This window comes from Actinomadura sp. NAK00032 (genome assembly GCF_013364275.1).
Classification (GTDB): Bacteria; Actinomycetota; Actinomycetes; order Streptosporangiales; family Streptosporangiaceae; genus Spirillospora.
This window is the reverse complement of the sequence record NZ_CP054932.1, coordinates 6,707,322-6,730,227: the sequence shown is the minus strand read 5'-3', so window position 1 is coordinate 6,730,227 and position 22,906 is coordinate 6,707,322. Positions and strand designations below refer to the sequence as shown.

General features: G+C 72.0%; 22 protein-coding genes. 14 read left to right on the top strand and 8 right to left on the bottom strand.

Annotated features, from left to right (window positions below):
* Window positions 1–43: 43 nt before the first annotated feature.
* Together HUT06_RS30705 and HUT06_RS30700 are read right to left on the bottom strand one after the other, a co-directional pair.
* A complete protein-coding gene (locus HUT06_RS30705) occupies window positions 44–709 on the bottom strand; it encodes a response regulator transcription factor (protein WP_176198895.1) in 666 nt (221 codons plus the stop codon).
* Window positions 706–2,007 (bottom strand): sensor histidine kinase, encoded by a 1,302-nt coding sequence (locus HUT06_RS30700; RefSeq protein WP_176198894.1) that lies wholly within the window; start codon window positions 2,005–2,007, stop codon window positions 706–708. The genes HUT06_RS30705 and HUT06_RS30700 overlap by 4 nt, the downstream gene beginning before the upstream one ends.
* Window positions 2,008–2,091: 84 nt before the next feature.
* Between HUT06_RS30700 and HUT06_RS30695 the strand changes: the two genes are divergently transcribed.
* Window positions 2,092–3,120, top strand: coding sequence for a PHP domain-containing protein (locus HUT06_RS30695; RefSeq protein ID WP_217711529.1), 1,029 nt, complete (start codon window positions 2,092–2,094; stop codon window positions 3,118–3,120).
* Between the two features lie 21 nt (window positions 3,121–3,141).
* On the opposite strand, the gene HUT06_RS30690 is transcribed toward HUT06_RS30695, so the two are convergent.
* The gene (locus tag HUT06_RS30690; protein ID WP_176198892.1) at window positions 3,142–3,774 is read right to left on the bottom strand and encodes a hypothetical protein; all 633 of its coding nucleotides are present in this window, start codon (window positions 3,772–3,774) and stop codon (window positions 3,142–3,144) included.
* A 178-nt stretch (window positions 3,775–3,952) separates the two neighbouring features.
* Between HUT06_RS30690 and HUT06_RS30685 the strand changes: the two genes are divergently transcribed.
* Entirely contained in the window at window positions 3,953–4,804 is an 852-nt protein-coding gene (locus HUT06_RS30685; RefSeq protein ID WP_176198891.1) for a helix-turn-helix transcriptional regulator, read from the top strand.
* A gap of 19 nt (window positions 4,805–4,823) precedes the next feature.
* Entirely contained in the window at window positions 4,824–5,039 is a 216-nt protein-coding gene (locus tag HUT06_RS30680) for a DUF397 domain-containing protein (RefSeq protein ID WP_176198890.1), read from the top strand.
* A gap of 3 nt (window positions 5,040–5,042) precedes the next feature.
* Here the strand turns inward: HUT06_RS30680 and HUT06_RS30675 are convergent, their stop codons facing one another.
* Window positions 5,043–6,056, bottom strand: a complete 1,014-nt coding sequence (locus HUT06_RS30675) for a PHB depolymerase family esterase (protein ID WP_176198889.1) — start codon at window positions 6,054–6,056, stop codon at window positions 5,043–5,045.
* 26 nt (window positions 6,057–6,082) lie between these two features.
* Entirely contained in the window at window positions 6,083–7,399 is a 1,317-nt protein-coding gene (locus HUT06_RS30670; protein WP_176198888.1) for a tannase/feruloyl esterase family alpha/beta hydrolase, read from the bottom strand.
* A gap of 259 nt (window positions 7,400–7,658) precedes the next feature.
* Between HUT06_RS30670 and HUT06_RS30665 the strand changes: the two genes are divergently transcribed.
* From HUT06_RS30665 to HUT06_RS30645, 5 genes are read left to right on the top strand one after another with little or no spacing between them, the layout of a single operon-like run.
* Window positions 7,659–8,432, top strand: coding sequence for an ABC transporter ATP-binding protein (locus HUT06_RS30665; protein WP_176198887.1), 774 nt, complete (start codon window positions 7,659–7,661; stop codon window positions 8,430–8,432).
* The gene (locus tag HUT06_RS30660) at window positions 8,419–9,111 is read left to right on the top strand and encodes an ABC transporter ATP-binding protein (protein WP_176198886.1); all 693 of its coding nucleotides are present in this window, start codon (window positions 8,419–8,421) and stop codon (window positions 9,109–9,111) included. Before HUT06_RS30665 ends, HUT06_RS30660 begins: the two co-directional genes overlap by 14 nt.
* 10 nt (window positions 9,112–9,121) lie before the next feature.
* A complete protein-coding gene (locus HUT06_RS30655) occupies window positions 9,122–10,360 on the top strand; it encodes an ABC transporter substrate-binding protein (protein WP_176198885.1) in 1,239 nt (412 codons plus the stop codon).
* Between the two features lie 12 nt (window positions 10,361–10,372).
* A complete protein-coding gene (locus HUT06_RS30650; protein WP_176198884.1) occupies window positions 10,373–11,233 on the top strand; it encodes a branched-chain amino acid ABC transporter permease in 861 nt (286 codons plus the stop codon).
* Entirely contained in the window at window positions 11,230–12,216 is a 987-nt protein-coding gene (locus HUT06_RS30645) for a branched-chain amino acid ABC transporter permease (RefSeq protein WP_217711528.1), read from the top strand. Before HUT06_RS30650 ends, HUT06_RS30645 begins: the two co-directional genes overlap by 4 nt.
* Before the next feature lie 46 nt (window positions 12,217–12,262).
* Here HUT06_RS30645 and HUT06_RS30640 read toward each other — a convergent pair whose 3' ends face one another.
* Entirely contained in the window at window positions 12,263–14,146 is a 1,884-nt protein-coding gene (locus HUT06_RS30640) for a GAF domain-containing protein (protein WP_254715469.1), read from the bottom strand.
* Between the two features lie 11 nt (window positions 14,147–14,157).
* The gene (locus HUT06_RS30635) at window positions 14,158–14,946 is read right to left on the bottom strand and encodes a 3-hydroxybutyrate dehydrogenase (protein ID WP_176198882.1); all 789 of its coding nucleotides are present in this window, start codon (window positions 14,944–14,946) and stop codon (window positions 14,158–14,160) included.
* Window positions 14,947–15,124: 178 nt separating this feature from the next.
* On the opposite strand from HUT06_RS30635, the gene HUT06_RS30630 reads away from it, so the two are divergent.
* From HUT06_RS30630 to HUT06_RS30615, 4 genes are all read left to right on the top strand, one after another.
* Window positions 15,125–16,075, top strand: coding sequence for an alpha/beta fold hydrolase (locus HUT06_RS30630; protein ID WP_176198881.1), 951 nt, complete (start codon window positions 15,125–15,127; stop codon window positions 16,073–16,075).
* A gap of 28 nt (window positions 16,076–16,103) precedes the next feature.
* A complete protein-coding gene (locus HUT06_RS30625; RefSeq protein ID WP_176198880.1) occupies window positions 16,104–18,035 on the top strand; it encodes a WD40 repeat domain-containing serine/threonine protein kinase in 1,932 nt (643 codons plus the stop codon).
* Window positions 18,035–19,822, top strand: coding sequence for a WD40 repeat domain-containing serine/threonine protein kinase (locus HUT06_RS30620; RefSeq protein WP_176198879.1), 1,788 nt, complete (start codon window positions 18,035–18,037; stop codon window positions 19,820–19,822). Before HUT06_RS30625 ends, HUT06_RS30620 begins: the two co-directional genes overlap by 1 nt.
* Window positions 19,823–19,903: 81 nt before the next feature.
* A complete protein-coding gene (locus HUT06_RS30615) occupies window positions 19,904–20,611 on the top strand; it encodes a YafY family protein (RefSeq protein WP_176198878.1) in 708 nt (235 codons plus the stop codon).
* Window positions 20,612–20,650: 39 nt separating this feature from the next.
* Here HUT06_RS30615 and HUT06_RS30610 read toward each other — a convergent pair whose 3' ends face one another.
* Window positions 20,651–21,337 (bottom strand): TetR family transcriptional regulator, encoded by a 687-nt coding sequence (locus HUT06_RS30610; RefSeq protein WP_176198877.1) that lies wholly within the window; start codon window positions 21,335–21,337, stop codon window positions 20,651–20,653.
* Window positions 21,338–21,458: 121 nt separating this feature from the next.
* Between HUT06_RS30610 and HUT06_RS30605 the strand changes: the two genes are divergently transcribed.
* Together HUT06_RS30605 and HUT06_RS30600 are read left to right on the top strand one after the other, a co-directional pair.
* A complete protein-coding gene (locus HUT06_RS30605; protein WP_176198876.1) occupies window positions 21,459–22,439 on the top strand; it encodes an aldo/keto reductase in 981 nt (326 codons plus the stop codon).
* Window positions 22,440–22,532: 93 nt separating this feature from the next.
* Complete coding sequence (locus tag HUT06_RS30600) at window positions 22,533–22,898, top strand: VOC family protein (RefSeq protein WP_217711527.1); 366 nt, start codon at window positions 22,533–22,535, stop codon at window positions 22,896–22,898.
* Window positions 22,899–22,906: the final 8 nt, after the last annotated feature.

The following is a 22,906-nucleotide window of genomic DNA, read 5'->3' as shown; positions in this document are numbered from 1 at the left end:
CTTGCGGTGTGCCACCGCGGTCTGACGGCATGCCCCGCGGGTATCAGTCGCCGGGCCGGACGAGCCCCACCTCGTAGGCGTAGACGATCGCCTGCGGGCGGTCCCGCAGCCCCAGCTTCATCAGGATCCGCCCGAAATGGGTCTTGACGGTCTGCTCCGCGAGGACGAGCTTCGCGGCGATCTCCCCGTTCGACAGTCCCCGCGCCACCAGCGCCAGGACCTCCGTCTCCCGCTCGGTCAGCTCGTCCAGCCGCTTGCGGGACGGCGCGCGCGGCCCGCCGAGCCGGGAGAACTCCGCGATCAGCCGCCGGGTGACCGACGGCGACAGCAGCGCGTCGCCCGCCGCGACGACCCGCACCGCGTCCGCCAGCTCGGTCGCGGACGCGTCCTTCAGCAGGAACCCGCTGGCCCCCGCCCGCAGCGCCGCGTAGACGTAGTCGTCCAGGTCGAACGTCGTCAGCATGAGGACCTTCGGGACGTCGCCGGACGCCCCGGACAGGAGCCGGCGGGTCGCCTCCAGGCCGTCCATCACCGGCATGCGGACGTCCATCAGCACCACGTCCGGGGCCAGCTCGGCGATGCGCCGCAGCCCCTCCTCGCCGTTCACCGCCTCGCCGGCGACCTCGATGTCCGGCTGGGCGTTCAGCAGCACGCCGAACCCGGCGCGCACCATGCCCTGGTCGTCGACGATCACGACCCGGATCGTCACGTCGTCTCCCGCGCCTTCAGCGGCAGCGTGGCGGTCACGGCGAATCCTCCCTCGGCGGTGGGGCGGGCGGTCAGCTCGCCGCCCAGCGCGGCGGCCCGCTCCCGCATCCCCGCCAGCCCGTGGCCGCCGCCCGGCAGCGGCGTGCCGGGGAGCTGGCCGGCGGCGGGCGGGCCGTTCACCACGCCGAGCCACACTAGACCGTCATCTCGGGACACTTCGATGTCCACCCGGGAACCGGGCGCGTGCCGCATCGCGTTGCTCAGCGCCTCCTGCATGATCCGGTACGCGCTGAGGCCCACGCCCGGCGGCAGCCCGGCGAGGTCGCCCGCCAGCCGCGTCTCGACCCGCAGGCCCGCGCCGCGCGCGTTGCCGACCAGCTCGCCGAGCCGGTCGAGGCCCGGCTGCGGGGCGGTCTCGGCGCCGTCCTCGGCGCGCAGCACGCCGAGGATCCGGCGCAGCTCGGTCAGCGCGTCCAGCGCGGTCGCGCGGATCTCGGCGAGGTCCCGCCGGGTCTCGTCCGGGACGTCCGTGACCTTGTACGGCGCCGCCTCCGCCTGGATCGCGATCATCGACATGTGGTGCGCGACGACGTCGTGCAGCTCCCGCGCGATCCGCTGCCGCTCGGTCAGCACCGCCTCGGCGTCCCGGTGCCGCCGCTCCTGCTCGGCCAGCTCCCGCCGCGACGTCCGCCGCACCCGGACGGCGTAGCCGACCGTCAGCGGCAGCAGGAGCAGCACCGACGCCCCCGGAGCCGTTTCCGGGTCCTTGATCCACACACCGGCGAACGACAGCAGCGCGACGCCCAGCGCGACGTCCCGCGAGCAGCGCACCGTCACCGTGTAGACGCACATGAGCGCGGCGAACGCGCCGCCCTCGGTGTAGGCGATGTCTGGCGGCCACGGGCTCAGGGCGAGCAGCATCGTCGCCGCGAAGCTCATCCGCCACGCGGCCAGCGGATGCCGGTCGCGCAGCGCCAGCGGCGCGGTCACCAGCACCGCGATCAGCAGGACCGTGCCGTCGCCGGGGTAGCCGGCCTGCTCGGTGCGCATGGGCTCGCGCAGCATCGAGGCCGTCCCGTTGGCCATCAGGAACGTGACGAAGAGCCAGAACAGGTTCAGGACCAGCCCGTACGGCAGCCGGCCGATGCCGAGGAACCGCGTCCACCGCAGGCCCGCCGGCCAGGGCCGGTCGAGCGGCGGCGCGGGCTCGGCCCGTCCGGTCACCGCGGCGGCCAGGATCCCGTCCCGCAGCACCGCGCGCAGGAGGCCCCGCGCGTTTCCCGTCTCGTCCCCGGCCATGACGACCAGGTTAGGTAGCGGACGGCCGTAGCGGATGCGACCACGGTGGGACACGTCCCGTAATACCTGGGTACGGTGCGAGACGTGGAGCCCGTCGAAGCGCTGCGCCGCATCGCGTTCCTGCTGGAGCGCGCCCACGAGCCGACCTACCGCGTGCGGGCGTTCCGCACGGCCGCCGACCTCGCCGGGCGGACGCCCCCGGACGAGCTGGCCGGCCGCGCCCGCGACGGGACGCTGACCGCCCTTCCCGGCATCGGCAAGGTCACCGCGCTGGTGATCGAGGAGGCGCTGCGCGGCGAGACCCCCGTCTACCTGCGCCGCCTGGAGGCGACCGAGGGGCAGCCCCTCGACGAGGCCGCCGCCGCGCTCCGCGCCGCGCTGAAGGGGGACCTGCACACCCACAGCGACTGGTCGGACGGCGGCTCGCCCATCCGGGAGATGGCCGAGACGGCGCGCGGCCTCGGGCACGCGTACCTCGCGCTGACCGACCACTCACCGCGCCTCAAGGTGGCCAACGGCCTGTCCGCCGACCGCCTCCGCCGCCAGCTCGACGCCGTCGCGTCGCTGAACGAGGAGCTGGCGCCGTTCCGCGTCCTCACCGGGATCGAGGTCGACATCCTGGAGGACGGCACCCTCGACCAGGACCCCGACCTGCTCGAACGCCTCGACGTCGTCGTCGCCAGCGTCCACTCCAAGCTCCGCATGGACCGGGTGGCCATGACGAAGCGCATGGTCGCCGCGATCGCGAACCCGCGGGTGAACGTCCTCGGCCACTGCACCGGGCGCATCGTGAAAGCCGGCGGCAAGCGCGGCGGCCTGCGCCCCGAGTCGGAGTTCGACGCCGCTCTCGTCTTCGACGCGTGCGCCGCCTACGACGTCGCCGTCGAGATCAACTCCCGTCCTGAGCGGCTCGACCCGCCGAAGCGCCTGCTGCGCGTCGCCGTCGAGGCGGGCTGCCGCTTCTCGATCGACTCCGACGCCCACGCGCCGGGCCAGCTCGACTGGCAGCCCTTCGGCTGCGAGCGCGCCGCCCGGTGCGGGGTGGAGGCGTCCCAGCTCGTCAACGCCCTTTCCGCCGACGAGCTGGTCGATTGGACGCGTGCCGAACTGTGACCGGTCAGCGCGGTTCGCCGCTCAGCGCGGTTCGCGGTGCAGGTACGCCGGAAACACCGCGCCCTTGGCGGTGATCTCCACCGGATGGAACTCCTTCGGGTCCAGTCCCTCGAACTCGGTCTCGACGAGGTCCTGGTAGAGGGAGGACGAGACGATCAGCGCCATGTCGCGGCCCGGATCGGTGCGCAGCTCCTCCCGCAGCTCCTCGGAGTCGAGCAGCCGGGCGACGACGATCGGCGCCCGCCCCACCGCGCCGAACAGGCCGTCGGACAGCGGGCCGTGGTGCATCGACACCCGCAGCCTGACCGGCGGCGTCCGCCCGCGGTTGACCCTGGCGATCGCGTCGGCGAGCGCGCGCGGATAGGACACGATCACGCGCAGGGCGTCGGTGTCGGAGGGCAGGATCGCCATCTCGCCGTCCCCGCCGACCTGCCGCAGCCAGCTGCGCCGGTCGAGCCCGGCCTCGGCCGCCGCGGTCTCCAGCACCTCGTGCAGGTCGCGCTGGGTGCGCATCTGCTGCGCCGCGCTCAGCCTGCTGAACCCTTCGATGTCGACCGCGATGAGGAAGTGATACGTCAGCCGATCGGCCACCGGTGCGGTGAACGGCGTCTCCGAGGGAGCCGACGCCGTGGAGTTCGTCGCTGCGCTGCCCATCCGCTACCCCGGCGCGCGACCTGCTGCTCGTGTTACCCCGGCTCGCATCACACCCCTGCCTTCGATCGTGGCCGACGCGCCCACTGCCCCTCTTCCATCTTGCGTGCCGAGCGCTGCTCGTGCAAGTTTGCATGTAGCCTTTCTTGCACGAGTGCACGAAACTTCTCAGAGGTGAGGCATGGCGGTCCAGCAGTCGCCCTCGGTGCGGGCCCGGCAGCTCGGCCGCGAGCTGCGCGGCCTGCGCACCCGGGCCGGAGTGACGATCGACCAGGTCGCGGCGGAGATGAACTGGTCGACGGCCAAGGTCTCGCGCATCGAGACCGCCTACACGCTGATCACCGTCGCGGACCTGAACCGGCTCCTCGCCTTCTACGGCGTGGACGAGCCGACCGCGGAGCGCTACAAGAAACTGGCGCGGGCGGCACGCCAGCGCGGCTGGTGGGAGTCCTACGGCGACACGCTGCTGAAGCCCTACGCCGCCTTCATCGGCCTGGAGGCGGACGCCAAGGCGATGTACTGCTACAACATCGCGATCGTCCACGGGCTGCTGCAGACGCCCGACTACGCGCGGGCGACCGCGAGTTCGGTCATCCCCGCGCTCCCGCCCGGGGAGATCGACCGGATCGTCGAGGTCCGGATGAAGCGCCAGTCCCGGCTGCACTCGTTCGACCCGATCGAGCTGGTGGCCGTGCTGGACGAGGGCGTGCTCCGGCGGCGGATCGCGGACGTCGCGGTGATGCGCGGCCAACTGGCGCACCTCCTGGACGTCTCCGCGCTCCCGAACGTGCAGATCCGTGTCATTCCGCTAGAGCGCGGTTACGCCCGCGGATTGGGCGACTTCGCGCTGCTGAAGTTCCAGGAGCCGGCCTATCCCGAGGTGGTGTACATCGAGCAGATGGCTGGTAGCCTTATCGTTGAGGACGAAGCACAGGTCTTCACTTATTCGACTGCATTCGACCGCATTTGCGGCCTTGCGCTCGATGTCGATGAAACTCTTGGGCTGATCTCCCGCATTGCGGAAGACTTTTAGTAGAAGCGACTATTCCCGAATGACGATGACGTCCGGCGGTGCCGCACTTTCCTGGCGTAAGAGCACCCACAGCAGTTCCGGGAGCGACTGCGTGGAGCTCGCCCTTGCGTCCCCGGGCCGCGCCGCGGTCCTCGTGCGCGACTCCAAGTTCCCCGGCGGGGCCGTGTTCCGTTTCGGGAACGCGGAGTTCGCCGCGTTCCTGTTCCGGGTGAAACGCGGCGAACTCGATCTCTGAGCGTCAGCCGCCCAGGGCGCGGACCATGCGCATGATGGTCTCGATCTGCTTGCCGCCCTTCATGTCGTAGGCGGTGTCGCCGCCGTAGCCCCACCAGTTCCAGCAGCCCTGCGGGTTTCCGCCCGTCCAGCTCGACGCGGTGGCCTGCGGGTACAGCACGATCGTGGTGTTGGTGTCGGCGTATTCGTTGAGGTACGTCTTCGTCGCGAACGTGGTGCCGATGAGGCCGCGGCCCTGCTGGCATCCGTGCAGCGCGACCATCAGCCGGCACGTGGTCGATTCGCACGCGGCCGGAATGTAGGCGAATCCTTTGGCGTCCATGCTGATGGACGAGGCGCTGCCGTTCGGCGCGTAGGCGTTCTGGTCGAACTCCATGAGCGTTCCGCCCGGTGCCGGCGCGGACGGCGCCACGCTTCCGTAGAGGTGCGCGAGCATCGCGCCCTCAGGGTCGTCGCCGCATGTGTTGATGTAGGGCGTGTAGGTCGCCGAGCACGGATTGGGGCCGATGGGGCTCACCCACGCGTGCCCGGCCGGGGAGGTCTTGCTGTAGGAGACGGCGGCCCCGAAATCGCGGTGGAAACCGGCGAGCCCGTCGTTCACCGACTGCTTGACCGTCGTGTCGTTCGTCCCGTGGTAGATCCAGACGGGATGCCCGGCCAGGTTCGCCACGGGGTCGATGCGTCCCTGGGCCGCCCGGTCGCGGGCCGTACGCTCCAATTCCGCGGGGTTGTCGTCGTACAGGTCGTTCATGCAGGCGAGTTGCGCGGTGACCACGCTTCCCCGCGCGCAGTGGTACGGGCCGGCGCTGAATATGCCGGCCCCTTTGAACGTCCCCGAGTAGGCGACGTGGAGTTGGTCCGCCATGTATCCGCCGGACGAGATCCCGCTGACGTAGGAGGCGCTGATCGCGTGCTGGGGAAGCGTTCCGGGGAGCGGCGCGGCGGCCGCGGACGGGGTGGCGGTGGCCGCGGTGAGGGCGAGTGCCGCGGCGGCGGTGAGGATCGGGGTGGATTTCATGACACGAGACCTCCTCGGTTCTGGTGTCAGGTGAGGGAGCAGGTGTTGACCAGGTCGCCGGACGCGGGGCGGGGAAGCGTCGCGCTCTTCGGCGGCGGCGTGCCGTTCCGCGTCCAGGATTCGAGGGCCGTGAAGGCGGTGCGCATGCAGGGGAGGAGGGGGCGGAGCCGGTCGGGATAGGTGTCGTAGAGCCCGTCGACGTGGTTGGCGGCCTCCAGGCGGTAGTAGCGGTACGGGGCCTTTCCGCGGGCGCGGACGAGTTTCGCGTAGACGTCGGAGTCGGTGCCGATCGGCAGGAGCGTGTCGTAGGTTCCCTGGAGGGTGATCAGGGGTTTGCGGATCCGGCCGGTGAGGGATATCCGAGCCACCGCGCGGTGCACTTCCTTCGGGCGGGAGGCGTAGTCGTACTCGGCTTCCGGCCCCGTGTAGGCGGGGTCGAATTCCTCGCGGTAGATGCGCTGGGTGAGTTCCCAGTAGACCTGGTCGTGGAACGGCCAGAGGAATTCCGAACCGGGTGCCAGGCCCGCCTTCAGCAGCGCCTTGTGGGCGGACGGGTCACCGGTCGCCGCATAGGACGGGTAGGCCCGCAGGATGGACGGGAGATAGGTGAACAGGTTGGGGCCGTCGGCGCGCCAGAGCGTGCCTTCGGCGTCGATGCCGCCGTCGTAGAGTTCCGGCCGGTTCTCCAACTGCCAGCGGACGAGGTAGCCGCCGTTGGAGATGCCCGCCGCGTAGGTGCGGCCGGGCGAGCGGCCGTAGCGTTTCGCGACGGCCTTCTTCGCGGCGCGGGTGAGCTGGGTCAGGCGGTGGCTCCATTCGGCGACGGCTTCGCCGGGGCGGCGGCCGTCCTTGGAGAACTCCAGGCCGCTGTTGCCCTTGTCGGTCGCGGCGTAGGCGTAGCCCTTGCCGAGCGCCCAGTCGGAAATGGTGACGTCGTTGGCGTACTGGCGGCGGTTGCCGGGAGAGCCCGCGACGACGAGGCCGCCGTTCCAGCGGTCGGGCAGCCGGATGACGAACTGCGCGTCGTGGTTCCAGCCGTGGTTGGTGTTGAAGGCGGAGTCGTCCGGGAAATAGCCGTCCAGCTGGATGCCGGGGACGCCGGCCGGGTTGCGCGTCCCGGCGGCGTGCAGGCCGGCGAAGTCGGCGGGGACGGTGTGCCCGGACTCGACCGTTCCGGCGGTGGTGAGGTCGTCCAGGCGGGCCGACACCAGCTTCTCGGCGCCCGGAACGGTGAGCGCGCGCTCGCGCGCCTGGCCGGGCGCGGCGTGGGCGGGTGCGGCGAGGGCCGCGACCAGGGCGCCGGCGGCGAGGCCGGCGGTCAGGGCGGCGGTGCGGACGGGCATTCCGGCTCCTCGGATCGGCGTCAGGTGCCCGCCATGGTGGGCGCCCGCTGTGACCGCGACCACGTGGCCCGCCCACATATCGGCGGATGCCGCCATGTGCGGGGCGCGCTGACCTGCGCGTGATGTGGATCACAGCCGTATCGGCCGGTCCGAATATGGGGGCCGCTCACATGGTCCGGCCCGCGGGCGCGACCTAGCGTTCCCGGTCACGAGGGCCCGGTGTGTCTCGGGTCACCTTAGACGAGCTTGAGGAGGGCGCATGGGCGATCCCGTCCCGCAGGCCCCGGTTTTGGAGGCGCGGGGTCTGGTCCGGGAGTTCCGCGGTTTCCGGGCCGTGGACGGTGTGGACCTGGATGTGGGGGAGGGGTCCGTGCACGCGCTGGTGGGGCCGAACGGTGCGGGCAAGACGACGTTGTTCAATCTGCTGACGGGGTTTTTGAAGCCGAGCGCGGGCAGTGTGCGGCTGGGGCGGCATGAGCTTGCGGGGCGGAGTCCGGAGGCGATCACCCGGCTCGGTGTGGCGCGCTCGTTCCAGATCACCAGCCTGTTCGCCGAGCTGACCCCGCGGCAGCACGTGGAGCTGGCGCTGGCCGGGCGGAGCGGCCTCGGCTGGCGGTTCTGGCGGTCGGACGCGGCGCTCGCCCGCTACTCCGACCGCGCCGCCGAGCTGCTCGCCCAGGTCGGGCTGGGCGAGCAGGCGGACGTCGCGGCGGGCGCGCTGGCCTACGGCCGCAAGCGGGCCCTCGAACTCGCGCTGGCCCTCGCGCTCGACCCCAAGGTCCTGCTGCTGGACGAGCCGACCGCCGGCATGGGCGTCGAGGACGTCGGCCGGACGGTCGAGCTCATCAAGAAAGTCCGGGCCGGCCGGACGGTGGTTCTGGTCGAGCACAACATGAGCGTGGTGGCGAGCCTGGCGGACCGGGTGACGGTGCTTCAGCACGGTCAGGTCCTGGTGGAAGGGCCGTATGCCGAGATTCGTCATGACCCGCGTGTGGTCACTGCCTATCTGGGGGACTCCCATGCTGCGCGTTGACGGACTGTCGGCCTGGTACGGCGAGGCGCGAGCCCTGCGTGATGTGTCCCTGCACGTTGACAAGGGCGAGATCGTGACGCTCGTCGGACGCAACGGCGCTGGCAAGACCACCCTGCTGCGCTCGCTCATGGGTCTCCATAAAGGGACGTCCGGAACGGTCCGATTCCTGGACGAGGACATCTCCGCCCTGAGCCCGCACAAGCGCGCGCGCCTCGGTCTTGGTTACGTGCCGGACGACCGTGGCATCTTCGCCACGCTCTCGGTGGAAGAGAACCTCACGCTGCCGCCGCGCATGGGCTCGGACCCGTGGTCGCTGGAGCGGGTGTACGAGACGTTCCCGCGGTTGAAGGAGCGGCGGCGGTTCCCCGGGACGAAGTTGTCGGGCGGTGAGCAGCAGATGCTCGCGCTGGCGCGGGTGCTGCGGACGGGCGCGCGGCTGCTGCTGTGCGACGAGCCGACCGAGGGCCTGTCGCCGCTGATCGTCCAGCAGATCGGCGACATCCTCCGCGAGGTCAAGGCCGCCGGGGTGACCGTCCTGCTGATCGAGCAGAACGTGCACTTCGCCGCCACCGTCGCCGACCGCCACCACCTCCTGGCCGAGGGCCGGATCGTCGAGTCCATGGACAACGACGAGGTCCGCGCCCGTGAAGACGAACTCCTCCAGTACCTCGGAATCTAGGGAGACCCCCATGAAAGTTTTGGGACGTTCGGCCGCGATCGCGACCGCCGGAGCGCTGCTGGCCGGCTGCGCGGGCGGACCCGGCGGGGGCGGGGGCAAGATCAGCGACGACAAGATCGTCCTGGCGGTGCTGACCGACCAGTCCGGCGTCTACGCCGACCTGTCGGGCAAGAACGCCGTCGAGGCGGTGAAGATGGCCGTCGCCGACTTCAAGGCCAAGTACGGCGACAAGGCCGTCAGCAAGGACATCGAGGTGGTCTCCGCCGACCACCAGAACAAGCCGGAGATCGCCAACTCCAAGGCGCAGGAGCTCTACGACCGGCAGAAGGCCGACCTGATCGTGGACGTCCCGACGTCGTCGGCCGCGCTCGCCGTCGCGACCGTCGCGAAGAACAAGAAGAAGGTGTTCATCGACGTCGGCGGCGCGACGACGGAGCTGGAGGGCAAGCAGTGCAACAAGTACACCTTCCACTACGGCTACAACAGCTACATGCTCGCCCACGGGACGGGCACTGAGGTCACCAAGGACGGCGCCAAGAACTGGTACATCGTCTACCCGGACTACGCGTTCGGCCAGGACATGCAGAAGACGTTCACGGCGGCCGTGAAGGGCGCGGGCGGAACGGTCGTGAAGAGCGACCCGACGCCGTTCCCGAACGACAACTTCTCCACGTTCCTGCTGAAGGCGCCCGACCTCGACCCCAAGCCGCAGGTGCTCGGCGCCATGCAGGCCGGTGGTGACCTGGTCAACCTGGTGAAGCAGTACAACGAGTACAAGCTCCGCGACAAGGGCGTGGGTCTCGCGGTGGGGCTGATGTTCCTGACCGACATCCACTCCCTCGGCCCGGACGCCCTCGCGGGGACGTACTTCACCGACTTCTGGTACTGGAACGCCAACGCGGGCAACCGCGCGTGGGCCGACAAGTTCAAGGCCAAGACGGGCGCCCGTCCGACGGCCGTCCACGCGGGCGACTACTCGGCGGCGCTGCAGTACCTGGAGGCCGTGCAGCGCGGCGGCACCGACAAGTCCGACGACGTGGTGAAGCAGCTCGAAGGCCACAAGGTCAACGACGTGTTCACCTCCACCGGCACGGTCCGCGCCGAGGACCACCTGCTCGTCCACGACGCCTACATCGCGCAGGTGAAGCCGTCCGCCGAGGTCAAGGAGCCGTGGGACTACGAGAAGATCGTCAAAACGATCCCGGCCGCCGAGGCGTTCCAGCAGCCCGACGCCGCCTGCTCCCTCTGAGGCGGGTCCGACGTGCTGCAACAGGCGTTCAACGGCCTGGTGGGCGGGGCGTTCTACGCCCTGCTCGCCCTCGGCCTGGCCGTCATCTTCGGAATGCTCGGCGTCGTCAACTTCGCGCATGGCGCGTTCTACATGCTGGGCGCGTTCGGGGCGTTCATCGCGCTGGACTCGCTCGGCCTGAACTTCTGGCTGGCGCTGCCGCTCGTCCCCGTCGTCCTGGGCGTGCTGGGTGTGGTGCTGGAGCGGTTGTTCATCCGGCGGCTGGCGCCGCTGGATCCGCTCTACAACTTCCTGTTCACGTTCGGGCTGGCGCTCATCTTGCAGGACCTGGTGAAACGGCAGTACGGCGTGCAGTCGCAGCCTTACCCGAGGCCGTCCGCGCTGGACGGATCGATCAACCTGGGGCTGTTCACCTATCCCGCCTACCAGGTGTTCGTCTTGGCCGTATCCGTGCTGGTGTGCGGCGCGGTGTGGGTGGTGCTGACCCGTACCCGGGTGGGGATGATCGTGCGTGCGGCGACCGAGAAGCCGGAGTTGTCGCGGGCGCTGGGCATCGATGTGGGCCGGTGGGTGACGCCGGTGTTCGGGTTCGGGATCGCGCTGGCCGGGTTCGCCGGGGTGCTGGCCGCGCCGATGCGCGCGGTGAACCCGCTGATGGGGTCCGATCTGATCATCACCGTGTTCGCGGTGGTGGTGATCGGCGGGCTGGGGTCGGTGTTCGGGTCGGTCGCGGCCGGGTTCGCGGTCGGGCTGGTGTCGGCGCTGGGCAACTACTACGTCCCGTCGCTGTCGCAGACGCTGGTGTTCATCCTGATGGCCGCCGTGCTGCTGTGGCGCCCGGCCGGCCTGTTCGGACGCGAGGAGGCGCTGTGATCCTCTCCAAGCTCGCCGGACGGCCCGTCCTGCTCGCGGCCGGGCTGCTGGCGGCGCTCGCGCTGCCCTGGTTCATCTACCCGCCGGTCGCGCTCGACATCGCCTGCTGGGCGCTGTTCGCCGCCGCCGTCGACCTCCTGCTCGGCTTCACCGGCCTGCTCTCGTTCGGCCACGCCGCCTTCTGGGGCGGCTCCGCCTACGCGACCGGCCTGATCGCCCTGCACTCCGGACTGCCGTTCCCTGTGGCCGTCCTGGGCGGGGCTGCTTTCGCCGGTGTCCTCGCCGTCCCGATCGGATTCCTATCGGTGCGGCTACGCGGAATCTACTTCGCGATGGTCACCTTGGCCTTCGCGCAGATGGTCTACTTCGTCTCCAACCAGTGGCGGGACGCGACGGGCGGGGAGAACGGCCTGCAAGGCATCCCCAGGGAGTTCTTCGGCGTCGACCTGTCCGACCCGTTCTTCTTCTACTACGCCGCCTTGCCGTTCATCTTGGTGGGAATGTTCGTGGCTTGGCGGATCGTCAGGTCGCCGTTCGGACGGGTGCTGGTGTCCATCCGCGACAACCCGAACCGGGCGCGCGCCCTCGGGTACAGCATCGACCGCTACAAGCTGCTGGCGTTCGTTCTGTCGGCGGTCCTGTCGGGCCTGGCCGGCGGCCTGTTCACCATCGGCCACGGCTTCGCGTCCCTGCAGGGCGTCTACTGGACGACGTCCGGGCAGGCCGTGATGATGGTCGTCCTCGGCGGCATCGGCACCCTGTGGGGCGGCGCGATCGGCGCCGCGCTCGTCGTGGAGCTGAACGACTACCTGGCCACCGCCGGGTTCGAGGAGACCGGGATCATCACCGGTTCGATCTTCATCCTGGTCGTGCTGCTGTTCCGGCGCGGCGTCTGGGGCACCGCGCGCGACCTGATCGCCGCCCGCACGAACCGCGAGCGCCCTGCGCCCGAACCCGTCCCCAAGGTGGACGCCTCCGTCTGACCCGGCGATGCGCCGCCCCTCGCCCTGGGGGCGGCGCATCGCCGTTTCAGCGTGAGAGGCGGTGCAGGCGCAGCGCCAACTGGAGCTCCAGGGCGCGCTCGGGGGACTGCCAGTCCTCGCCGAGGAGGCGGGCGACGCGGTCGAGGCGCTGGCTCACGGTGTTGACGTGGATGTGCAGGCGCTCCGCCGTCCGCGACAGGTTCCCGCCCGTCCCGAAGTACGCCTCAAGGGTCTGGACGAGGGCCGTGCCGCGCCGCTCGTCGTAGTCGAGGACGGGCCCGAGCGCGCCCGCGAGGAAGCCCGTCACGTCCCGGTCGTCGCCGATGAGCAGGCCGACGAAGCCGAGCTCGGACGCGCCGGCGCCGTCGCCGCGGCGGCCGAGGGCGAGCAGCGCGTCGGCGCAGCGCTGCGCCTCCCGGTGCGCGGCCGCGACCTCCGCGGGCCCGCGCACCGGGCCGGCCGCGCCGACCGTCGCGGGGCCGCCGAGCGAGCCGCCCAGCTCCTTCGCCACCCGGCGCGCCGCCTCGCCGGGGCGGTCGCCCGGCAGCAGCAGCACGACCTCCTCCACGCGGGAGGCGGCGAGGCCGTGCTCGACGGCCGCGAAGGACGACGCCCAGAACGCCGCTCGCTGCCGGTGCTCGCGGGACTCGTACTTCGCGCACAGCACGACGTGCGGGGCGCTCAGGTCGACGTTCACGCGCCGGGCGCGGGCGGTCAGGGCCTCGACGCCGGTGCGGCGGCCGGAGAGCAGGTCGTCCAGCAGCTCGCCGCGCACCCGCCCCTCCGCCTCGGTGACGCTGCGCTGGAACAGCAGCAGCAGCGCGGTGACGAGCGCCGCGCGCTCCAGGATTCGCTGGTCGGCGTCGTCGACCTCGTCGGCCGTGCGCAGGACGAGCGTCCCGAGCATCTCGTCACCGGTCGACACCGACGCGATCCACAGGTCACCGCGCCGGACCGTCCGGCCCTGCGCGCGCGCAGAGTGCGCCGAGGCCGACACCCCGGACAGCTCCTCATCGCTGAGGCCGCCCGAGTCGAGGCCCGTCGTCGCCAGCCGCCGGCCGTCCGCGTCCAGGACGTACAGGGTGCCGCTCAGCAGTTCGGTCACGACCGCGCCGACGTCTTCCACGCCACCGCCACGCACGACGACGGCCGTCATGCGGTCGTGCGCGCGCGCCGCCCGTTCCACGGCCGCGCTGCGCGCCTTGACCTCCTCGTTGGCGACGCTCAGCTCGTCCAGGGCGGTCCGGGTCTCGTCCAGGAGGCGCGCGTTGTCGATGGCGATCGCGGCATGCGCGGCCAGCGAACCCAGGAGCGCCACCTCTTCCTGGTCGAACGGACGCTCGCTGCGGTTCGCGGCCGTCAGCACGCCGATGACGCGGCTGCCCAGCCGCATCGGCACGCCCAGGATGGCGACCAGGCCCTCTTCAGTGACCGCGTCGTCGATGTATCCGCGGTGCTGGAACTGCCCGTCCCCCAGGTAGTGGGCGCTGTTGTAGGGCATCGCCGTCTGCGCCACCAGGCCGACCAGTCCGGTGCCCATCGGCAGCCGCAGCCGCCGGAACGCCGCCGACACCGACCCGTCCGTCACCCGCATGAATGTGTCGCCGCGCTCGTCGTCGTTCAGCGTCAGGTAGGCGATGTCCGCGTTCAGCAGCCGCCGCGCGCGCCGCGTGATCGCCTCCAGCACGGCGTCGAGGTCGCGCAGCCCGGCGAGGTCGCCGGCGGTGTCGAACAGCGCCGCCAGCTCCGCCTCCCGCCGGGCGTGCCGCCGCATGATCATCCGGACCCGGAGCGCCGCCAGCTTGGCCGCCTCCAGCTCCGCCAGGACGGCCGGCGGCGCGCCGTCCGCCCGCGCCTGGACGAGGGGCCCCTCGAACTCCACGGGGGACGCCTCGCGGGCCAGTAGTTCGAGGAAGTCGCCGCAGGACATACGGGCCATTGTCAATGGGCCGTCCAGCCACCGTCGAGGGCGAGGGACGCGCCGGTCACCATGGCGGCGGGCGGCGAGCACAGGTAGGCGACCAGCTCCGCGACCTCCTCGGGCTCGATCAGCCGCTTCACGGCCGCGTGCTCGAGCAGTACCCGCTCGACGACCTCGCCCTCGGGTATGCCGTGCGCGCGCGCCTGGTCGGCTATCTGCCCCTCCACCAGCGGGGTTCGGACGAAGGCCGGGTTCACGCAGTTGGACGTCACGCCGTACGCGGCACCCTCCAAGGCGATCACCTTGGACAGCCCCTCAAGCCCGTGTTTGGCCGTCACATAGGCCGACTTGTAGGGCGAGGCCCGCAGCCCATGTACGGACGAGATGTTGACGATGCGCCCCCAGCCCCGCTCGTACATGCCGGGCAGTGCGTCCCGGACCAGCCGGAACGGCGCCTCCACCATCAGCCGCAGGATCCGCGTGAACATCTCCGGCGGGAACTCGTGGACGGGAGCCACAAGCTGGATGCCCGCGTTGTTGACCAGGATGTCGACATCGGACGCCAGACCGCCGATGGCGTCCACATCCGCGAGGTCGGCGTACAGCGGGACGCCGCCGATCTCGGCCGCCGTCCGCTCCGCCGCCGCCCCGTCCAGATCGGCCACCACCACCGCGGCGCCCGCCGCCGCCAGCCGCCGCGCGCACGCCCGGCCGATGCCGCCCGCGCCGCCGGTGACCAGTGCGCGCCGCCCCGCCAGATCCAGCGTCCCCGAACTCCCCGCGGCGGGCCGCGGTGTCACGCTCGTCATGCGCCGAACCTACGGAGCGCGACCCCCGCCGTCCCATGTGGCGCACGCACACAATCCACCGCCGGACGGTATGGGCGCGCCGCATCCACATCGTGTCCGCCGTCCGGCACACAGGCCCTGGACGGGTGGGGCTACCGTTGGGCCCGCACGGTCCCGCCCACGCCGCGAGGGGTCACCGATGACCGAGATCACGCATCGCTTCGTCCAGTCCGAGAGCGGCCTGCGCATGCACGTCGCCGAGGCGGGCGAGGGGCCGCTCGTCCTGCTCCTGCACGGCTTCCCCGAGTGCTGGTACTCCTGGCGGCACCAGCTCACCGCGCTCGCCGAGGCCGGGTACCACGCGGTCGCCCCCGACCAGCGCGGCTACGCCCGCACCGGCGGCCCCGCCGAGGCGGACCAGTACACGATCCTGCACCTGGCGGGCGACGCGGTCGGGCTCATCGACGCCCTCGGCGCGGACCGGGCCGTCGTCGCGGGCCACGACTGGGGCGCGCCCGTCGCGTGGGCCGTCGCGCAGATGCGCCCGGACAAGGTGCGCGGCGTGATCGGCATGTCCGTCCCGCACCGCCCCCGTTCCAGCAGGCCGCCGGTCGAGTCGATGCGCCGCCTGTTCGGCGAGGGCTTCTATATGGTGCGCTTCCAGGAGCCGGACGCCCCGGAGGCCGACCTCGACCGCGACCGGGCCGCCACGTTCCGCCGGATGCTGGTCGGGATGTCCGGCGACGGGCCCACTCCCGCGCTGGTCGCTCCCGAGGGCGGCGGCTTCCTCGACGCGATCCCCGAGCCGGAGAAGCTGCCCGGCTGGCTCACCGCCGCCGACATCGCGACCTACGTCGAGGAGTACGCCGGGAGCGGCTTCACCGGCCCGGTCAACTGGTACCGCAACCTGGACCGCAACTGGGAGCTGACCACCGCCTGGCACCGCGCCCCCATCGGCCCGCCCGCGCTCTACATCGCCGGCGACCGCGACATCGTCGCCGTCGGCGCGCGGAACGTCATCGACTCCATGACCGACTTCGTCCCGAACCTGCGCGACACCGTCTGGCTGGCCGGATGCGGCCACTGGACGCAGCAGGAACGCCCCGCCGAGGTCAACGAGGCCATGCTCGCGTTCTTGGGCGCCCTCTAAGCGCGCACTGCGCGACACGGGAGTCCCCTTGGAAGCGCTGCGCGACGGCGACCCCCGCCAGATAGGCCCGTACCGGGTGGAGGGACGGCTGGGCGCCGGGGGCATGGGCGAGGTGTTCCTCGGTGTGTCCCCGGGCGGTCGGCGCGTTGCGGTGAAGGTGATCCGTGCCGAGCACTCAGCGCGCCCGGAGTTCCGGGTGCGGTTCGCGCGTGAGGTCGACGCGGCCCGCAAGGTGGGCGGCTTCTACACGGCGCAGGTCGTGGACGCCGACCCGGACGCGCCTGAACCGTGGATGGCGACGGCCTATATCCCGGGGGCGTCACTGCGGGATGTCGCCCCACTGCCTCCCGGAGAGGTCGCCCGGCTCGGCGCGGCACTGGCCGAGGGGCTGGCGGCGATCCACGCGAGCGGGCTGGTGCACCGCGACCTCAAGCCCGGCAACGTGATCATGTCGCCGGACGGTCCCCGCATCATCGACTTCGGCATCGCCCGCGACGTCGGCGCGGGGACGCTCACCGCCGACGGCGCGGTCCTCGGCACGTACGCCTACATGGCGCCCGAGCAGGTGCGGGGCGAGCCGTCCGGGCCGCCCGCCGACGTGTTCGCGCTGGGCTGCGTGCTGGCCTTCGCCGCGACCGGGCGCAGCCCGTTCGACGCCGCGACGATCCCGGCGATCGTGCACCGCGTCCTCCACGAGCCGCCCCTGCTGGACGGGCTGGCGGGGCCGCTGCGCCCGCTGGTGGCGTCCTGCCTGGCCAAGGAGCCGGCCGATCGTCCGTCCACGGACCGGATCCTCGCCCACCTGGCCGACCCGGACGCCGCGCCACTGGCGGTCTCGACATCCCCGTCGGACCCGGACGCCGACCGCACGGAGGAGCGCGGCACGACGCCGTTCACCCGCGTCGCGGACGCCGTCCTGCCCGCCGCCGGGATTCCGCGCCGGACGGTGCTCGCCGGAGCGGTGGCGGCGACGGCGGCAGCCGTGGGAGTACCCGCGTTCCTGCTCACCCGGGGCGGGGAGCGGCCCCAGGCGGCGGCGTCCGCCGACACGCTGCGGCCGCCCACCATGACGCTCGCCAAGGACGGGCAACCGGTGGCGGACGTGGCGTTCAGCCCGAACGGCAAGATCCTGGCCTGTGGGACACCGGGGGAGACCGTGCTCCTGTGGGACCCTGTCGCAGGCCACGTCATCCACGAATTGCGCACTTCCGCAGGGACGGCCGCAGTGGCGTTCAGCCCAGACGGAAGGTTCCTGGCCACCGGCCACACGAACGCCACCGTCCGCCTATGGGACGTTGAGTCGGCGGACACACGCCCGCCCCGCCCGTTGCGAACCCTCCGCGCCAAGGACGTTCAGGTCAACGCTTTAGCGTTCAGCCCAGACACCCGGACCCTCGCCGGGCCGAGCCGGCTCTGGGACACCGCCACCGGACGCGTCCTTGGCGACCTATCCGGTGCTGAAGGCGTGGCCGCCATGGTGTTCAGCCCGGACGGCCGCCGGGTCATGGCCGGTATGGACGGTTTCCAGGGCCGCGCCGAGCCGGGCTCCGTCCGGGTGTGGGACGCGCGTACGCGCACCCTGGTCGCCCACATCGCCGACCAGGCAACGAAGACGAGTTCACTGGCCCTCACCCCGGACGGCCGAACTCTCGTCACCGCAGGGGGCGGCGCCGCGATCCGGCTGTGGGACGCCGCTCGGATCCGCATCACAGGCGTCCTCAACTCCGACCGCGCCGGGGACGTCACCGAGGTGGCCGTCAGCGCGGACGGCGCCGTGCTGGCCGCCGCCGGCGCCGACCTCACGATCCGCCTGTGGGACCTGGCGACCCGCCGGGTGACGGCCACACTCGCCGCGACCGGCCCGGTCAGAGGGCTCGCGCTCTCCCCGGACGGCCGAACCGTCGCGGGCGGCAGCGAACGTCGAGGGCAGACCGCCGTGAACCTCTGGAGCCTGCGCTGATGGACCCCCTGCGCGACGGCGACCCCCGCCAGATCGGCCCATACCGGCTAGAAGGGCGCCTGGGCGCGGGCGGCATGGGCGAGGTGTTCCTCGGCGTGTCCCCGGGCGGCCGGCGCGTCGCGGTCAAGGTCATCCGGTCAGAGCACCTGGCGCGCCCGGAGTTCCGGGTGCGGTTCACGCGCGAGGTCGACGCGGCCCGCAAGGTGGGCGGCTTCTACACCGCGCAGGTCGTGGACGCCGACCCGGACGCGTCCGAGCCATGGATGGCGACCGCCTACATCCCCGGCCCGTCCCTGCGCGAGGCGGCACCGCTGGACGTCGCCGCCGTCCGCGCGCTCGGTGCCGCGCTGGCCGAGGGGCTGGCGGCGATCCACGCGAGCGGGCTGGTGCACCGCGACCTCAAGCCCGGCAACGTGATCATGTCGCCGGACGGTCCCCGCATCATCGACTTCGGCATCGCCCGCGCGGCCGGCGCCACCGCGCTGACGTCCACCGGCGCGGTCGTCGGCACGTACGCGTTCATGTCGCCCGAGCAGGTCCGCGCGGACACGGCGGGCCCGGCGTCGGACGTGTTCTCCCTCGGCTGCGTCCTGGCGTTCGCCGCGACCGGACGCGGGCCGTTCGACGCCGCCAACGTGCCGGGGATCGTCCACCGGATCGTCAGCGCTCCGCCCGACCTGACCGGCGTGCCCGCCGAGTTGCGGCCCGCGATCGAGGCGTGCCTGGCCAAGGAACCGGAGCGGCGGCCGTCGCCCGCCGAGGCGGCCCGGTTGCTCGCGACCCCGCCCGGTCGGCCGGGACGCCGCACCGTCCTGGCCGGGGGAGCGGCGGCGGGCGTCGCGGCGGTCCTCGGCGTCCCCGCGCTGCTGTGGCGGTGGACCGGTGAGGACGCCCTGCCCCTGAAGAACCCCCGACCGGTCGTGCTCGCAGGCGGGCCCGTCGCGACGTTCCAGCTCGCCTTCACCCCGGATTCGAAGACACTGGTCTGCGCGGGGACCGGGCAGATCTGGCGGTGGATCGTCGCGACCGGCCGCGGAGCCCCGCACGAGCTGGGCGACGAGGGCGCCGACCAGCTCACCGCGCTCAGCGGGGACGGCCGGCTGGTGGCGACGCTGCGCGGCAACGACCCGGTCCAGCTCTGGGACGCCGCCACCGGCGCCCGCGTCCGGACGATCATGCCCGTGGGCAGGACGTTCACCAAGGCGCTCAGCGCGGACGGCCGGACGCTGGCCACCGTCGGAGCCAACGGCATCGAACTCTGGGACACCGCGACCGGGCGCCGCACCGGCGCGTTCGCGCCGAGCGGCGGCGGCACCCTGCGGCTGGTGTTCGACGCGGCCGGCGACAAGATCGCCGCCATCGGGGGCCGCGGCGAGATCCAGATCCACGACCTGCGGGCGGACCGGGACCTTCGCACATCCGGACGGGTCAACGTGCTGTTCACTTTCGCCCCGGACGGCCGAACCGCCGCAACAGACGTCGTGGACGACACGGACAAATGGACGATCCGCATCCTGGACGTGCCATCCGGGAAGCAGCGCCGCGCCCTGCGAGGACACGAGGGAACCGTGCAGGCCCTGGCGTTCAGCCCCGACGGCCGCGTCCTGGCCAGCGCTGCCCAGGACGGGACGATCCGGCTCTGGGACACCCGTACCGGCGACCAGTTCATGTCCCTGGACTGGGAGAGGTCGGACGGAACGACCCTCGCGTTCAGCCGGAGCGGCCGTCTGCTCGCCGCCGGAGCAGGCAGCGCCAACGGAAAGGTAAGCCTCTGGCGCTTCGCCTAGCGTCCTTCGCTTGGCGCCCTTCTTCTGGCGCCCTTCTCCTGGCTGTAGGGAAATGTCAGACCCGGCGCGTACGTTCGGCGCGTGAACCGCACCGACCGCTTGTACGCCATGGTGGAGGAGCTGCGCGCCTGCGCGCCGCGCCGCCTCGCCGCGCGCGAACTGGCCGCGCGGTACGAGGTGAGCGTCCGGACGATCGAGCGCGATATCAGCGCGCTCCAGCAGGCCGGTGTGCCGATCTTCGCGGACGTCGGCCGGGGCGGCGGCTACACCCTCGACAAGAGCCGCACACTGCCGCCGCTGAACTTCACCCCCGCCGAGGCCGTCGCCGTCGCGATCACCCTCTCCCGAGCGGGCGGCTCACCGTACTCCCGCGCCGCCCGCACCGCCCTGCACAAGATCGTCGCGGCGATGTCGGCGGACGACGGCGCCTCGGCCCGCGAGCTGGCCGCCCGCATTCGGTTCCTGGCCCCCGCCGGGAACGACGACCCGGCGTCCGTGCCGGCCGTGCTGGAGGAGGCCGTCCTGGCCCGCCGGGTGGTCCGCCTCACCTACGTCGACCGGGCGGGCACCGAGACCGAGCGCGACGTCGAGCCCGTCACGTTCACCGCGTCCGGCAAGGGCTGGTACCTGACCGCCTGGTGCCGGATGCGGGGCGGCTGCCGCGTGTTCCGCACCGACCGCGTCCGCCGCGCGGCCCTCCTGGAGGAGACCGCCCCCGACCGCAGCAGCGAGGCCATGCACAGCGACATCCCCGCGGACTACGTCGTCCGCCCCCTGGAGTTCGTCTGAGCCGCGTCTGAGCCGAGTCTGAGCCGCGTCTGGGAGAGGTCAGGAGCGGGGCTTCGGCGGGAAGAGCGCGGCGACGGCGCGGATCACGGCGGCGCGGCGTGCGCCGAGCGTGGGGTCGGCGGCGGCCTGGTCGGCGACGGCGGCCAGGGTGGCCTGGTCGAGCCAGGTGTGGGCGAGCTGGGAGACCACCGCCATGACGTCGACCGGATCCCACGAGGGGTCCAGGTCGCCCGCCTCCTGGGCGCGGCGGATGGTCGCGACCTTGCCGAGAACGGCGTCCCGATAAGGGCTGCCGGCGGGCGCGGGGCCGGGGTCGGAGGCAGGGGCGGACGCGGGGCCGGGGCCGGGCGCGGAGGTGGAGCCGGACGCGGAGGCGGGGGCGGGCGCGGGTGCGGGAGCGGGAGCGGGGGCCAGCTCCAGCCGACCCCAGGCGATGAACCGGTACCGATCCGGGTGAGCGGTGAAGTAGTCGAACAGCTGTCCCGCGTAGGCCGGCAGGTCGGCCGGGTCCAGATGGACGGCATCGGCCGCGGCGGCGAGTTCGGCGGCGGCCACGTGCTCGTACAGCTTCTCCTTGCTCCGGAAGTAGGCGTAGATGCGTTCCTTGCTGGTGCGGGCGGCCTTGGCGATCCGGTCGACGCGCGCCCCGGCGATCCCGTGCCGGGCGAACTCGTCGCGGGCGGCGGCGACGATCCGGTCCTGGGTCGAGTCGGCGGTGCTGGCCATGCCCTCAGCCTAGCCAACCGAACCGTTCGGTTTGATTCCCTCGTCCGGGTGAGTAGTGTGGTTCAGGGCCATACCGAACGGTTTGGTTCGTTCTTTGCGGTTACGTCAGGGAGGGTTGGTCATGCAGAAGCGCACTCTGGGCCGTCAAGGGCTGGTCACCTCGGCGATCGGCTACGGCACGATGGGCCTGACGATGGCCTACGGCCCCGGCGACGAGCAGGAGGGGATCGCCGCCATCCGGCGCGCCTACGAGCTGGGCGTGACCTTCTTCGACACCGCCGAGCTCTACGGCCTGGGCACCGGCTCCAACGAGATCCTCGTCGGCAGGGCGGTCAAGGACTTCCGCGACGAGGTGGTCCTGGCGACCAAGTTCGGCTTCGAACTGTCCGGCGGGAGGGTCTCCGGCCTCAACAGCCGCCCGGACAACATCCGCGAGGTCGCCGACAACAGCCTGCGCTACCTGGGCGTCGACCACATCGACGTGCTCTACCAGCACCGCGTCGACCCGGACGTTCCGATCGAGGACGTCGCCGGCACCGTCAAGGAGCTGATCGAGGCGGGCAAGGTGAAGTACTTCGGGCTGAGCGAGGCGGGCCCGCAGACCATCCGCCGCGCGCACGCCGTCCAGCCCGTCTCCGTCCTCCAGACCGAGTACTCGCTGTTCGAACGCGATGTGGAGCAGCTGTTCCCGGTGCTGCGCGAACTCGGCATCGGGTTCGTGTCCTACTCCCCGCTCGGACGCGGCTTCATCACCGGCACCGCCAAGCCCGCCGGATCCTACGACCCGACCGACATGCGCAACGGCGACCCCCGCTGGCAGCCGGGCAACTTCGAGAAGAACCTGGCGGCCGTCCAGCAGCTCACCGAACTGGCCGCCGCCAAGGACGCGACGGTCTCCCAGCTGGCGCTGGCCTGGGTCCTGGCCCAGGGCGAGGACATCGTCCCGATCCCCGGCACGCGCAGCCCCGCACGGGTCGAGGAGAACAACGCCGCCGCCGACCTGACCCTCACGCAGAGCGACCTGGACGCCATCGCCAAGATCCTGCCGACCGGCGGCTTCGGCGCCCGCTACGCCGAACAGTCGCTCCCCACCTGGGTCTGACCCGCACTCGACACTCAGCCGGCAACCCCGACACAGGGTTGTCGCGCCCTCCGTACACCCTCGGTTCCACAACACCGACACGGAGGACACATCATGGGCATTCCCGCGTACAACACCGTCGCCTGGTTCCAGATCGGCACCGACGCGCCGGACGAGGCCCGCCGCTTCTACGGCGACATGTTCGGCTGGCGCTTCGCGGACGACGCGGCCGACGGAGGCTATGAGCTGATCACCTATCCGGGCGCCGAGGCGCCGAGCGGCGGCCTGACCAGCCAGGGCGACAACCACGCCGTCTTCTTCGTCCTGGTCGAAGACGTCGACGCCACCTGCGCCGAGGCCGAGCGCCACGGCGGCAAGGTCGCCGTCCCGCCCGTGACCGCCGAGAGCGGCCTGCGCTTCGCTCAGGTGGAAGACCCGTCGGGCAACCGCTTCGGCGTCTTCAGGGAACCGGCTGCCTGACCGCCCCG